The sequence below is a fragment of the Streptomyces sp. NPDC059080 genome (assembly GCF_042739975.1).
GTDB classification, from domain to species: Bacteria; Actinomycetota; Actinomycetes; order Streptomycetales; family Streptomycetaceae; genus Streptomyces; species Streptomyces benahoarensis.
In genome coordinates this window covers 32,959-47,541 of the sequence record NZ_JBHYGX010000046.1, presented here as the reverse complement: position 1 = coordinate 47,541, position 14,583 = coordinate 32,959, and the positions used below count along the sequence as shown (strand labels likewise).

The following is a 14,583-nucleotide window of genomic DNA, read 5'->3' as shown; positions in this document are numbered from 1 at the left end:
CCACCCCCGCAACTACCTGGCCTTTCTCGGCCTCGCCGCAGCCCTGTGCTGCTACAAGCGATTCACCCGCCTCACCACATAGGACACGGTCTTAGGCTCAAGGACGAGCCCCCTGACAACTCCCCTGCGGGACCAAGCCAAGGCCAGCGAAGGCGGCCGCGAAGACATGACACGCCATCAAAATGAGCGTCAGGAGAGCGTCGAGTGCGCCGCGCTCCTCCACCACGGTGGGCACGGATCCGTGCCCACCGGCTCCGCAGCTCTTGGAAAAGCCCAGGCCAGAGCCTTTCGAGCGCGATGCGGTGAGCTACACGTCATCCGCCGGGGAAGAACAGGTCGAGCAACTCACCGGAACCGCGAACCCGCAGCTCACAGCCCCTTCCCGCCTTCTCCAGGATCGCCACGCACTCCACGTGGTGGGGCATCGAAAAAGTGTCGGCCTGGACGGCTGTACCCGAAACAGCAGGTCAGGCGTCGTTCTGCCACTCGGCCAGGGTGGCGTAGGGGGCTCGGAGCGTCAAATGAGCGTCACGGCAGCGAAGTGGCGACACTGGGGCGATCGCTGCGAAGTCTTACACCGCCGCCATAACGGCCGTGGTCGGTAACAGCCTGATGCACCCGTACGGAGGACCATTGCACGCCAGGCGCCTGTGGCGCCCCTAGGTTGGCCTTCCCGTCCACGGACCGTCGAGGAGCCGACGTGGTGAAGTACGCGTTGACGGAGCCGCAGGTCGACTTGCTCCGCGAGATCGCGGCAGCTTCCAGTGCAATGCCCATCCCACCTGCCCGGACCCAGACGTCCTGGGCCTTGGAACAACGGGACCTGATCAAGCGGACCTGGCGCGGGAGCGGACACGTCGCCGTAGTCACTGCGGACGGCCGCTACTACCTCAAGCACGGCAAGCATCCCCGACAGGTCCAGGCCGAGAAGGAACGGCTGAAGGGCGATGCCGCCCAGGCCGCACGGGCTCCAGCCGGCGGAGCCGAACTGATCTCTCGTCTGCAGTCGGCCTCGGGGAAAATCACGGTTCCCGATCCTGCCACGCAAACCCGGGGTCGATGGCGGGCGGCGTACTACGACGCGCTCCACCATGGGCACGTGCCCACAGGGCACAAGCTGCGGTGGAACGGCCGACAGCGCGGCGACTGTGTCTTCACGCTGATTGACGAGGAGGCTGAGAAGGCAGCCCAGCCTCCTCCCGTTCCGGCCATCGATGTGCCGGAGACCCTCGATCGCCCTCATCATCTCGTTCGTGCGACGCGCACGGCTCTCGGCCGATCCCAAAGGGTGGTCGACACCCGGGGCAAGCCGGAAGTCATCCCGCTGTACCTGTCGCGTCCACTCGCCGACCGGGCCCTGCGGATCATGCACGCACTGTTGACGGAAGCGGAAAGCCGCGGCTACACGGTCGAGGCCCAGAGCGACCTGAAACACGGTGAAGCCGTGCACACAGTCGCGATCGTGATCCGGTGCCGGGCCTTTCCCCTCGCTCTCACAGAGCGGACGACCAAGGTCCCGCACGAGCCGACTCCACAGGAGCTCCGTCAGCAGGAGCGCAATCCCTGGACGCGCCTGCCCAAATACGACGAAAAATTCAACGGCCGCCTCACTCTCGGCGCCCCCTCCGGGAGCTGGTACCAGCACTCGTACTCCTACAGCGACGGTGCCCGGTGGACATTGGAATCACGACTGGGACATCTACTGCGGGATCTCGAGCGCATTGCGGCGGAAGCCGACCGCCGGGAGCAGGAGAAGGAGCTGCGTGAAGCCGAACAGCGGCGCCGCTGGTACGCGGCCGTCGCGCGGGCTCGCGAGCAGCAGATCGAGCAGCACCGGGCGACAGTTCTTAACGGGCAGATCCGGGCCTGGCGGCAGGCCGACGAGATCCGCGCCTTCTGCCAGGCAGCCCGCGCCCGAGCCGGCGAGGCACCGGTTGCGGCGGACGAGGCGGGCTGGCTGGAATGGGCTGAGGCGTACGCGGTGCAACTCGACCCCCTACAGGAACCCTTGCGCACTCCTGTGGATCCGCCGACCGGGCGGGAGGTGCTGCGCGAGCTTGCGAAGGTCGATGCCTACGCCTACCCGTGGCCGTTCGACGCCGACGGCCGCTGGACACTTCCCGACGACCGGCCAACTGACCCGCGTACGTGACACGATCCTGTCCACCGGCAGACGACTTCGCCCTGTCCGTGGAGGACAGGGCGAAGGAACGTTCATGCGACGATGGTGAGCGGAATTTCCATGCGTTCCCAGGCTCCGAGGACGGCCTTGTGTGTGTCCGGCTGGAGGTGGGCGTAGCGCTGGGTGGTCTGGAAGCTCTCGTGGCCGAGGAGGTGTTGGACCTCGTAGAGCGAGACCCCCCTCTGGACCAGCCACGAAGCGCAGGTGTGGCGCATAGAGTGCGGCGGGTAGTGCGGGACGAGCTGCAACTCGCCGTCGTCACCGAAATGGTAGGCAGCCTCGACAGCAGGCCACCAGGTCTGCCGACGCCAGTTGCTATCGGCGAGGAGGCGCCCGGAGCGGCCCTTGGTGATGGTCGTGAAAGACCACTGCGTCGCGGTCGAGCCGGTGGATGTGGCGTTCGAGGGCCTCCAGGACGTGGGGCGGGAGCGGGACCTCCCGGCGGCTCTTGGAACTCTTGGGGTACTCCTTGATGCCACTCTTGGTATTGACCTCCACCACGAAAAGGCGGGAGCGGCGCGTGTCGATGCGGTGGCGGTGAAGGCCGGAGAGCTCTCCCCAGCGCAGTCCGGTGTAGAAGCCGAGCAGGCACATCGTTCGCCAGACAGGGGCGAGTCCGTCGAGGATGCTCTGCGCCTGGTCGGGCGTGAACCACTGCGGCGGTTCGATCGCGATGGGCGGCAGATCGATGCTGCGGCAGGGGCTGACCGCGATCACATCGTCGTCGACCGCTGCGCGCATGATGGACGACGTCAGGTTGTAGGCCCGCTTGATCGCGGAGGGGCCTGTGCCCTTCTCGACCAGGGAGCGGATCCAGCTCTGGACGTCCATGCGGGTGATGGCCCGCATTTGCCAGTCTGCCCAGTAGGGCATGACGTGGTTCTTGATGCTCGACGCGTCGCCTCGCAGGGTGTGGGGTTCGACGATGCGGGCGTTCCACCATCGGTCGTGCCACTCCTGGAACGCGATTTCGCCGGCCCGCGGGTCGCGCAGGCCTCCGCGGGCGAACTGGGTCTCCAGGTCGATGCCCCAGGCCCGCGCCTGGGCCTTGAGGGGGAAGGACTCGCTGAACCGGTCTCCGGCCCGGTTGCGGACGGTCGCCTGCCACTTGCCGGACTTCAATTTGCGCAGGTACGCGGTACTACTCCTTCGTTCGGGAACGGTGAGGGCGGGACTGGCGGCGAGAGATCACCGGCGGGTGCGAGGGGAAGGAACCAGCCTGCTGGCGATGAACTCCTCCAGCCCGGCAGCGGGGACACGGACGCGGGATCGTTCCGTTCCGGTGCGCAGGTCGACGACGGGGAGGTCTCCGGCGGCGATGAAGCGGTAGATGGTGCGACGGTCAACGTCCAGGGCAGCGGCGACAGCGGGAATGGACAGCAAATGGGCAGGCATGCGCGAGTCCTCGGAAACAGAGGCGGAAAGGCCAAGCAGGCGAATTGATTCAGCCGGGCTGTCGGTGGTCCACGGCGCAGGTCAACCAGCCCTGTCAGGGCAGTGGGACCAAATCGCTGAGGGGCCGGCCATGTGACACGGCCGCGTGAGGCGTGGACCACCGACGTTCGGGAAGTATGCGGCGGTGCTCGCGCGCTCGGATCATGAGTCGGAGCGCGGGACGGGAAGCTACCGCTCGGGAATGTCGGGAAGGCGCAGGATCTCTTCCAGGTGGTCCCAGTCGATCTCGACGTCTTCCAGCCGGAAGCGGTGCGGGTACCGCAGCGCAATCCAGCTCGCGCTCACACCGGCCCACTCGGCGACACCCCACGCCGGTACGCCCGCGTCGAGCCAGCGGTCCAGGCAGGAGTCACGCAGGCTGGAGACCTGCTCCCCCAAGCCTGCTTGAACCTCGTCCGGGCTCAACACCGCTTGGCGAGCCTGCCTCCACGCCCTCATGTACTCGGAGGACGCCAACGGCCCACCCTGCTCAGCCGGGAACAACAGATCCTCAGCTTCCAAGTCCGCCTCGTCGATCCAGCGCCTCAGCACACCCACGAGGTCCGGAGAGATAGGAACCCTCCGGCCCTCGCCGGCACGGACCAGCACCTCCCCGAGCTCCCCGTCCGGGAGCATCACGTCGTGCAACCGAATCAAGGCTGCTTCGCCCGGCGAAAGCGCGGTGCCCGCCATAGAGGCGAGGAAAGGGAAAACGGCCCCCGAGGATTCCTGCTGGATCCACTCCAGAAGGGCGCGGACATAGTCCGCAGAGAGCAAGGACGATTCGTCTATTGCATGCTTCGACAAGCTAAATGACTCCTCACATGAGACATCAGGGCGCGTCGGCGGCCCCTGATAATTCAATGGTCCGGAGAATCGGCGGTTTGGCTAACCGCCGATCGTCGGCTATGTTGCGCCCGCGACGCACCTCTCGCGGACCCGGTTGATGCACAGAGAGCAGGTTTTACTTTCCGAAGACCGCTCTAGGTTTACTTCCTTCGCCGAGTTAATCCAGTCCGTACAGGACTCAATGTGTCCGCCGTCGGCGAATCGGCACGAAACACCCAGAACTGGACATCGGCAGCCAAGAAACACGAGAACAGAGCAGGCGCCTTCTAAGCGCCTGATCTATCGCGCACAGGCGCCCGCAGGGCCGATCATCCGGTGAGAGAACTCAAGGCTATTCAGCAATGAGAACGAGGGAAACTCGCTGCGGATACCCAATGCCACACCATCTCGCGTGCTGATGCCGTTATCCAGCAGCCCGGACTGCGGGGCTTTTGTTTCGGCGGACGCTTCGCAGGATGCACGATGGTCCGGTTGTACGCGCCAAGTTGACCTCTCCATTGCCGGGCAGTCGGCTGAATACACCTGCGGTCTACAAATAGGGGAGCCGAAAACTTCCCGTTTACATGCAGAGCTAGAATCGAAACCGCTCTGCAGTGGACCTCGCAGGCCGCTTCCAACCACGCGCGGCGTGAGACAACGATCTGTCGCTCGGAGGTGCGAAGAGGCTGGTTACTGGCAGACCGGCTACAGAGGCGTCGACCTCATCGGGAGCTGCCCCAGAGCTGAGACCTTCCCTCTGGAGGCAACTGCCACCAACCGGCTTAATTGTCAGAGGGGTTAGCTACGATGGTTGCTGTTGTCGAGACCTCGGAAGGCAGGGTGCATCGATGCAGGGAGTCAGCTATCACGGCGGGACGGCCGCGAACCTATAGGGGCGCCTGGCCGGCGCTCTCCTATGGCGACGCCCGCTGGGCGGCGACGTCGTGACCCCGATCCGACGGTGGGTTGACACCTGCCCTGGCTCTGTGACGGCGCTCTCTCGAAGTTCCGGAGGGCCCCCTTGACTGCATCCGCTTCTACCTGCGACCACCGCATCTACCACGTTGTCGTCGTCGCTCTGACCTCCATGGTCACTGGGCTCGCCATCGGGATCGGCTCCGCCGCTCTCGGGCAGGCTCCGTTCACCGCTGCCGCGTCCGGTGCGGCTGCCCTGGCATTCACTTTTGGTGCAGGCATGAGCGTGGTTACGCACGTAAGCAGGCACCGGTAGCAAGACCCTCGCGCGGGGCGGCCCATCGCGGCCGCCCCAGGAGCGCTCGGCCTGAACGGTCCGGGTGCCATGGCGCTGCCGGGTCGACCTTGCCGTCTACCTGTCACCGCGAACTGCGGCCTGCAAAGCCGTAGCGCTGCCGTGTGACGCCATGCTCGCCATGAAGCGGGATTCGGAGCGCCACGCGACGTACCCCTGGGCCAATCGGCCAGGCCGTAAGTCCTTTGTCATAACCAATTCGCCCCACTCTGGTTGTCAGTTCCGCCCACTAGAATCGGGCCCGAGGGTCGAGCCTGGCTTCCTGAACGAGTCGACAAGAAGGCAGCAGGCAAAAGCACCCGCAAGCAGACAGAGACGGGGACGGGGAGCCGCATGCTGGATGGCCGGTGGACGACGGTCACCGAGTCCGGGTACGAGCACGAGCGCCGAGGTCTTGAGGCGATCCGCAAGCGCTTTCCGGACGAGGAGCCGTGGCGGGCCTGGTCGAACTTCTCGTTCACCGCGAACAGCGGGCACGTCCGCGAAGTGGACCTTCTGGTGGTCGCGCCAGCCGGAGTCTTTCTGGTTGAGCTGAAGGACTGGCACGGCTCGGTCCACGGCGGTGGCAACGACTGGGTGCAGACCACGCCCAACGGGACCACCCGTCGGCACGGCAATCCGCTGCATCTGTCGAACCAGAAGGCCAAGGAGCTGGCGGGCCTGGTCAACGGGGTCGCCGGCCGTCCAGGGGACCGGTCGCGGATCTGGGTCGGTGAAGCGGTCTGCTTCACCGACGACCGGCTGCAGGTACAGCTTCCGGCAGCCGACATGAACGGCGTCTTCACCGTCAAGAAGCTGGTGGAGATGCTGGCCGTGCCGCCCGGCGACGGTCGTCGCCGGGTCACGGCCGAGACGTCCCGCCGAATTGACGCGGCCCTGAAACAGCTTCGCATCACGCCGATCCGCCGCCAGCACGAGGTGGGCTCGTATCTGCTGGACGCGAAGGCGTTCGACTCCGGTCCAACCTGGGCCGACTACCTGGGCCGGCACTCCCAGCTACAGGACCTGGCGCGGGTGCGGGTCTTCCTCAGCGAGCGCGGGGCCTCCGACGAGGAGCGGCGCTCGGTGGAGCGGGCCGCCGCCCGTGAGGCCGCAATTCTCAGCCGGTTCAAACACCCGGGCGCCGTACAGCTGAAGACCTATCTACCTTCGGGTCATCCGGCTGGGCCGGCGATTCTCTTCGACTACCACCCGGAGACCCTGCGCCTGGACGACTATCTGGTGCAGCACGGAGAGCGCCTCGACCTGCAGGGCCGACTCGCACTGGTGCGGCAGGTGGCGGAGACGGTGCGTTCCGCCCACTCGCGGCGGATCCATCACCGGACGCTGTCCGCACACTCGGTGCATGTGATTCCGCGTGACCGCGGTCCACGTGGGCGGGAGCTCGGCGAGGAGCAGCGTTGGCTGCGGCCGTGGCCGCAGATCGCGGACTGGCAGATCGCCACCGGGCAGAGCGTGAGTCGTGGCCGGCCGCTGACTCTGGCTCCGACGAATGTGTCGGGCGTCCATGTCTCGGGCCAGGCCGATCCGTATCTGGCACCGGAGCTGAGGATCCCGAAGGCCGATCCGGTACGGCTCGATGTGTACGGCCTCGGTGTGCTCACGTATCTGCTGGTCACCGGGCAGGCACCGGGTGCGAGCCAGAGCGAGGTCATGGCGCGCCTGGAAGGCGGCGAGACTCTGCGTCCGAGCGCGCTGGTCGACGGACTGCATCCGGATGTCGACGATCTGGTGGAGGCTTCCACCGCATACGAGCCGGGACGGCGGCTGTCCACCGTCGACGACTTCCTGGAAATGCTGGAGTACGTCGAGCAGGCGTTCGTCGAGGAGATCGCGGACAGCTCGGATGCTGCGGCCAGCGCAGGTGGGGATGGGAACGGCGGGTCGGCTGCGAGCGACGGCGAGGAGCAGGCCAAACCGGAGAAGGATCCGCTGGAGGCAGTGGCCGGGGATGTGCTGGGCAGCCGCTGGGAGGTCGTTCGCCGACTCGGTACGGGCTCGACTTCGCGGGCGTTCTTGGTGCGGGACCTGGAGGGCGAGCCGCGGCGGAGCGGTGCCCTGCCGGTGGCAGTGCTGAAGGTCGCACTGAGTGAGGCCAAGCATACGGTCCTGGACCGCGAGGCAGACGTCCTGGGCCGTATCCACCGAGACTCCAGCATCATCGCGCTGTACGAGCGGGAGCCGCTCACGCTGGCCGGGCGGCGAGTTCTGGTCCTGGACTACGTCGGCGACAGCCGGGAGTTGAAGGACCAGGACGCGAGCGCCGACAAGGGGCCGCGCCGCCGTGAGGACACCGTGGCCCGCCAGCTGCGGGACAACGGCCGCCTGGGCATGGACCAGTTGGAGGCGTACGGGAAGTACCTGTTCGGCGCGGTAGAGCACCTGGAGGCCGAGGGCATCTGGCACCGGGACCTGAAGCCGGACAACATCGCGATCCGCATCCGCCCCAACGGCACCCGCCAGCTGGTGCTGATCGACTTCTCACTGGCCGGATATCCCGCAAAGGAAATCGAGGCGGGCACCGAGGGCTACCTCGACCCCTTCGTCGGGATCATCACACGCGGCTCGTACGACGGGCATGCCGAGCGGTACGCGCTGGCCGTGACGCTGCACGAGATGGCGGCGAACGAATTGCCCCGCTGGGGCGACGGTTCGGTCACCCCGCGACAGACGGATGCGAAGGAGTGGCCGTTTCCGCAGCTCGCAGCCGACGCCTTCGAACCGGCCGTTCGCGACGGACTGGTGGCGTTCTTCCGCAAGGCTCTGGCCCGGGACGTGAAGGACCGCTTCTCGGACCTCAAGCCGATGGAACGTGCCTGGCAGCGCATCTTCCTGGATGCACAGCGCACGACGGCGCCAAGCTCCGGGCACAGTGAGAAGCCGAGTCGCGGTGCGAAGGGCGGTGCCCACGCGGTCGCCCAGCCTGCGACGGAGCCTCGGATCGGGCGGGAGGACGACGACGTCTCCGCCGAGCAGGTCCGCGACCAGCAGGCAGAGCGCGCCGACCGGAAGACGCCACTGTCGGTGGCCGGTCTGACGGTCTCCGCACAGTCGCAGCTGTTCGCGATGGGGCTCAACAACGTCGGGGACGTCCTGGAGTACTCGGCCAAGAAGTTCCTCACCGCACCGGGCATGGGCTCGCGCACCCGCGAGGAGATCCAACGCCGGCAGAAGGAGTGGAACGTCCGGCTCGGCAAGGCCGCACCCTCACCGCTGAGCGCAGCAGCCCTCAAGGCTGCAAACCAGGAGCGCACCGCCCTGGAACGGGCAGCCGCCGACGCAATCGCCGCGGCCGGTGTGGACGTCACTGCCCCGCAGGTGCTGAGCGGCCTGAGCCTGGACGCGCTCGCCGCTCGTCTGGTGCCGAGGCCGTCCGGTGGCAACGCCCGTTCCAACGCCAAGGAGCGCGAAGCCGTACGCCTGCTCCTTCGCCTGCCCGACGACGAGGGGCGACTGCCCGACGGCCTCGCGTGGGTGCGCCAGCGGGACGTCGCCGAAGCCGTGGGCCTGACCGCAGGCCGTATCCCGCAGATCGTGAAGAAGGCACGCGAGCGCTGGTACGAGGATGCCGCCCTCGGGCTGCTGCGCGATGAGCTGGTGGAGCTGCTCGCCGAGCGCGGCCGGGTCGCTCCGGTGATCGAACTTGCCGATGCACTGATCGTCCGGCGCGGCACCCAGCACGTGGAGCGGCGCGACCGGCGTGCGCTCGCGCTCTCTCTGTTGCGGGCGTTGGTGGAGCGCGAGAGCCGGGCGCTGGTGGAGCGCGAAAGTGGGGACGACGAGTCCCCGCAGCTCTTCCGCTACTTCCACGCTCGGATGCCCAAGGGCGCCGACCCGGTGATCGGCCTGCTCGCCCTGGACGTCCGGGAGGGCGTGGACGGCCCGGACACCCCATCACTGCCCGCCCTGCAGGAGTACGCGCTGAACCTGGGCGCACGTGCCGACCGGCTCGCGGCGCTCGAGTCCCTGCCGACGGCGAGTACGGTCCTCACCGAACTGGACGCGGTGCGCCGGCCGCTGGGCAGCCTGGGCTGGGATGAGCGGCGCACCGCCGAGATCGCGGTCGCCGCCTCGACCCGAGCCGCGCTCACCCCGCGCCTGGAAATCTACCCGCGCGACCTGGACCTGGTACGCGCGCTGAGGATCACCCAGGCCGGTGTGGTCGCCGTGCAGCCCGGCGTCGAGGAAAACCGCCTTCCGGGCCTGACCGTGGACGCCCTGCACAAGCGGGTCGCGACCCGCTTCCCCGACCTGGGTACGGATCCACTGGTGCCGCGGAAGCTGCCCACGGGAAGCGCCCTGGTCCGCGCTCTCAAGGAGGCCGGCTTCGAGCTGAAGCTGGCCACCCGCTACGACAAGGTCCTGCGTCTCGTCCCTGACCGCCGGTCCGGGGACGCCACCGCCGGATTGACTTCGGCGAGTTGGGGCGCCTCAGCAGCACGTCGCTCCGCACCCACCCAGTACGACGCGGACGCGGCCGTCGCCGCCGCCGTCAAAGCCAACCAGCGGCTTACACACTCGGCGCGACAGGACGGCTTCCGGGTCCTCACCGTGCCACAGCGACGGGCCGAGGACGCGGTGCGCTGGCTGACCGGTGAGCCGTTCGGCGCTCGGCCGGTATCCCTGACTGGGCTGTTCGTGGACGAACTGCGCAGCGTGGTCGGCGAGGCTGCCCGTCCCACCTGGGAGACCGTCCTCAAGGCGGACGCCGCCGAACCGGGCAGTCGGCCCCATCAGCAGCTGCGCATCCGCACCGACAAGGCGTGGGGGCGGATCGAGCCGCGGCTGCGGGAGCGGCTGGCGGAGGCGCGCGGTCCGCTGCTGCTCACCGACACCGCGGTCCTGGCTCGGTACGACGCGCTGGACCTACTGGGGCGGCTCACGGAGGAGGCACGGCAGGGCGGCAACCCGCTGTGGCTTCTCGTCGCACAGTCCGATCCGGCACGGGCGCCGCGGTTGGCCGGGCAGAGTGTTCCGTACCAGGCGGGGTTCGACGAGTGGATCGTCGTGCCGGATGCCTGGGTCGCCCGCAAGCACCTCGCACTTGACGCCTGACCCTCGTCCCCTGATCTTCTTCCGCTCTCTCCCACTCTCCACAGGAGCCGTACGTGATCGACCGCAAGAGCCTCCTCGCCGACCTGCAGAAGCAGGTCAAGGCGGCAGAGACCGACCTCGAGCAGCAGGTCAAAGCTGTCCCCGAGGTCGGGACGCGGCTGCGCGGCGAGTACGACCAGGCCCGAAAGCTGGGCCGCACGGCGGCGACGTGGAACGCCTGGCTCGGTGAGCGGATCACGCAGGTCGCGGTGGCGTGGGTGCTCGGCACGGTGTTCGTCCGCTTCAGCGAGGACAACCGGCTGATCGCCGAGCCGTACATCACGGCGCCGGATGTGGCGGGGCGGGAGACCGCGCAGGCACGGTACGAGGAATATCTGGAGAAGGATTCCGACCCTACGTATCGAGGGTGGCTGGAGACGGCGTTCGCCGAGTTGGGGGCTGGGCAGGCGGGGCGACTGCTCTTCGATCAGGAGCACAACCCGCTGTACCAGATTCCACTTTCGCACGACGGCGCTGGCGGGGGTGCGGTCGGCGAGGACGATGAGTCCAGTGGAGGCGGCGGCCCGGTGCTCGTGCACGACTTCAGCGATCCGCTGAGCGAAGACGGCGCCAAGGGGTGGGATACCCGGTTCCTCGGCGATCTTTACCAGGACCTGAGCGAGGCGGCCCGCAAGACGTACGCGCTGCTGCAGACGCCGGAGTTCGTGGAGGAGTTCATCCTCGATCGGACTATGACCCCGGCAGTGCGGGAGTTCGGCTTCGAAGAACTGAAGATGATCGACCCGACATGCGGGTCGGGCCACTTCGTGCTCGGGGCGTTCCGGCGGCTGGTGCGGATGTGGACGTCGCAGCGACCCGAAGTCGGCCTGTACGAACGGGTGCGGGCGGCGTTGGAGTCTGTACATGGGGTAGACCTCAACCCGTTCGCGATCGCGGTTGCCCGCTTCCGGCTGCTGGTCGCGGCAATGGCTTCGAGCGACATGCGGACGTTCGCAGAGGCGCAGAAGTACGAGTGGCCGATCCAGCTCGCGGTGGGCGACTCGCTGCTGCTGACGGAGCACCGGCAGGAGGGGCTCTTCGGCGACGAGCAGCTGAGCCTTAGCGACAGTCTGGAATCGGCGGACGCCGAAGACCCGTACTACGCGCTGAGCACGGAGGACGTGTTCGAGTACCCGCAGATCCTGAACCGGGGCCGCTACCACGTGGTGGTAGGGAATCCTCCGTACATCACAGTCAAGGACAAAACACTCAACGAGCTGTATCGCAAGCTGTACGACGCGTGCGCGGGTACGTACGCGCTTTCTGTCCCATTCGCGCAGCGCTTTTTCGAGCTTGCGGTTCGGGGCGAAGAGAAGTCCGGGCTCGGCTACGGCGTGGTCGGCCAGATCACGGCGAACTCGTTCATGAAGAGGGAGTTCGGGACGAAGCTGATCGAGAGTTTCTTCCGGGATCAGGTCGAACTGACAGAGGTCATCGACACGTCGGGGGCATACATCCCGGGGCATGGGACGCCGACGGTCATCCTCGTCGGCCGCCCGCTGGATTACACGGGCGCTCGCCGGGCCACCATCCGCACGGTCCGGAGCGTTCAGGGGGAACCAGCCGCTCCGGAGAAGGCGGAGGATGGACTCGTCTGGCGGGCTATCACTCAACAGACCGACTCCCCGGACTCCGAGAGCGACTGGATCAGCGTTCGCGACACGCAACGTGACGACCTGTCAAAGCATCCATGGAGTCTCACAGGAGGTGCCGCACCAGACATCCTGAAGATCGTAGACAGTACGGGAAAGCGGCTTCGAACTGCGTCACAAGAACTCGGCCTGTCTATCGTTACTGGCGAGGACAACGCCTTTGGTTCGGTGAACACTGCTGCCGCCCACCAACGAGGTGCAAGGCCCACCGCTGTCGCCAACGGCGATGAGGTACGGGATTGGGGACTCACCGGCGCGACCTGGCTCACCAGCCCGTATGACCAGGACATGAAGCTCCTCGACGGCGCAGAGAGCGAGGACTTGCTGCGCTTCATGTGGCCACTGCGTCACGTACTGGAACTTCGCAAGCGCTTCAGTATCACGATGCTAGACAGGGGAATTCCTTGGATTTCATGGCGTGAGGTTTACGGCTCCCGCGTCAAGGCGCAAAAGTTGATCGTTTACGCAAAAGTTGCGACGCATAATCACTTCTACCTCCAGAACGGCCGGCTCCCCGTGAAGGACTCGGCGCAGGTGATCAAGCTCCGTGAGGACGCCACAGCGGAGGAGCATCTGGCGCTGCTTGGCTTGCTCAATAGCTCCACGGCCGGGTTCTGGCTCAAGATGGTGAGCCACGATAAGGGTAGCCAGTCAGGCACCGGCGGGTTCATGCATGACGAGTGGGAACGCTTTTACGAGTTCACCGGCACCAAGCTTCAGGAATTCCCTCTCCCTGCCGAATTCCCTACTGCCCTCGCCACCGAGCTCGACGCCCTCGCGCAGCAGCTCTCGGACACAACGCCCGTTGCCCTCTCGGCCAAGACCGCCCCCACCGCCGCCGCGCTCCGCAAAGCCCAGGACCGCTACAACGCCACCCGCGGCCGCATGATCGCACTGCAGGAGGAACTGGATTGGCAGGTGTACTCCCTCTACGACCTGCACCCCGAGAGCCTGCGTCTGCCCGACGTGACCGATGCCCCCGAACTCGCCCTCGGCGAGCGGGCCTTCGAGATCGTGCTCGCGCGCCGGGTGGCAGCTGGCGAGGTCAATGAGGTGTGGTTCAAGCGGCACGGCTCCACCCCCATCACCGAGATCCCCTCCCACTGGCCCGCCGAGTACCAGGCACTTGTGCAGAAACGCATCAACGTCATCGAGTCGAACCGGGCTATCGGCATGGTGGAGCGCTCTGAGTACAAGCGGCGCTGGGCCACCGAGGGCTGGAACTCGATGCGCCAAAAGGCTCTGAAGTCCTGGCTTCTCGACCGGATCGAGGACCGCACCCACTGGTTCGACGTCAACGGCAACCCCACCGTCACTACACTCGCCCGCCTCGCCGAAAGCCTGTCCGCCGACGAGGACTTCACCTCCGTCGCCGAGCTGTACGCGCCCCGCCAGGACCTCTCGAAGACCGTGCGCGAGCTGCTCGCCGAGGAGCACGTGCCCTTCATCCCCACCCTCCGCTATAAGCCGGCCGGGTTGAAGAAGCGCGCCGACTGGGAACACATCTGGGACCTCCAGCGCGAAGAGGACGCCGCAGTCGACGAGCCCGCCAAGCGTAAGGTCCGCGAGCGGACGCCCGTACCGCCGAAGTACACCTCCGCCGACTTCCTGAAGCCGAGCTACTGGCGTGCACGCGGCAAGCTCGACGTGCCCAAGGAGCGGTTCGTGTCATACGGAACGGTCAACGCGCAGTCGCCGGAGCTGTACGGGTGGGCCGGCTGGGATCACCTGGAGCAAGCTCTCGCGCTCGCCTCGTACATCCAGCAGGCTGGGCTCGGCGAGGACGAACTCGTGTCGTATCTGGCCGGGTTGCTGGAACTGCAGCCGTGGCTGGAGCAGTGGTACGGCGAGTACGACCCGGAGTTCGGGGCGTCGCCGGCCGCGGAGATCCTGGCGTTCCGGCAGTCGAAGCAGGGCGAGCTCGGGCTGACGGACGACGCGCTGCGGGCCTGGCGCCCGGCAGCCGCGACACGCGGACGCGGTGCGAAGAAGGCCGCAGCCCCGAAGAAGCGCGCCAGCGCGAAGGCCGCCAGCCAGACGTCCGACACGGACACCATCACCGACGCAACAACCGCTGCCGCCACCGGCACCGAGTCCGACTGAGCAGGGCGAGGAGAAGCAGA

General features: G+C 67.0%; 7 protein-coding genes. 3 read left to right on the top strand and 4 right to left on the bottom strand.

Annotated features, from left to right (window positions below):
* The first annotated feature begins 700 nt into the window (after positions 1–700).
* Entirely contained in the window at positions 701–2,152 is a 1,452-nt protein-coding gene (locus ACFWWQ_RS25955; protein ID WP_384600710.1) for a hypothetical protein, read from the top strand.
* Between the two features lie 62 nt (positions 2,153–2,214).
* On the opposite strand, the gene ACFWWQ_RS25950 is transcribed toward ACFWWQ_RS25955, so the two are convergent.
* From ACFWWQ_RS25950 to ACFWWQ_RS25935, 4 genes are all read right to left on the bottom strand, one after another.
* On the bottom strand, positions 2,215–2,430 hold the full coding sequence (locus tag ACFWWQ_RS25950) for a tyrosine-type recombinase/integrase (protein ID WP_384600707.1): 216 nt from the start codon (positions 2,428–2,430) through the stop codon (positions 2,215–2,217).
* Positions 2,431–2,497: 67 nt separating this feature from the next.
* The gene (locus ACFWWQ_RS25945) at positions 2,498–3,304 is read right to left on the bottom strand and encodes a tyrosine-type recombinase/integrase (RefSeq protein WP_384600704.1); all 807 of its coding nucleotides are present in this window, start codon (positions 3,302–3,304) and stop codon (positions 2,498–2,500) included.
* Between the two features lie 66 nt (positions 3,305–3,370).
* Entirely contained in the window at positions 3,371–3,577 is a 207-nt protein-coding gene (locus ACFWWQ_RS25940; protein ID WP_384600701.1) for a helix-turn-helix domain-containing protein, read from the bottom strand.
* A gap of 228 nt (positions 3,578–3,805) precedes the next feature.
* Positions 3,806–4,423 (bottom strand): tyrosine-type recombinase/integrase, encoded by a 618-nt coding sequence (locus ACFWWQ_RS25935; protein WP_384600698.1) that lies wholly within the window; start codon positions 4,421–4,423, stop codon positions 3,806–3,808.
* Positions 4,424–6,047: 1,624 nt separating this feature from the next.
* Here ACFWWQ_RS25935 and pglW point away from each other — a divergent pair.
* A complete protein-coding gene (pglW, locus tag ACFWWQ_RS25930) occupies positions 6,048–10,769 on the top strand; it encodes a BREX system serine/threonine kinase PglW (protein WP_384600695.1) in 4,722 nt (1,573 codons plus the stop codon).
* A gap of 53 nt (positions 10,770–10,822) precedes the next feature.
* Positions 10,823–14,563, top strand: a complete 3,741-nt coding sequence (gene pglX / locus ACFWWQ_RS25925; protein ID WP_384600692.1) for a BREX-2 system adenine-specific DNA-methyltransferase PglX — start codon at positions 10,823–10,825, stop codon at positions 14,561–14,563.
* The last annotated feature ends 20 nt before the right edge of the window (positions 14,564–14,583 follow it).

What these genes read in the sequence shown, in the direction of transcription:
- ACFWWQ_RS25940 (WP_384600701.1), bottom strand. Translation starts at nt 3,577, where the DNA reads ATGCCTGCCCATTTGCTGTCCATTCCCGCTGTCGCCGCTGCCCTGGAC.
- pglW (WP_384600695.1), top strand. Translation starts at nt 6,048, where the DNA reads ATGCTGGATGGCCGGTGGACGACGGTCACCGAGTCCGGGTACGAGCAC.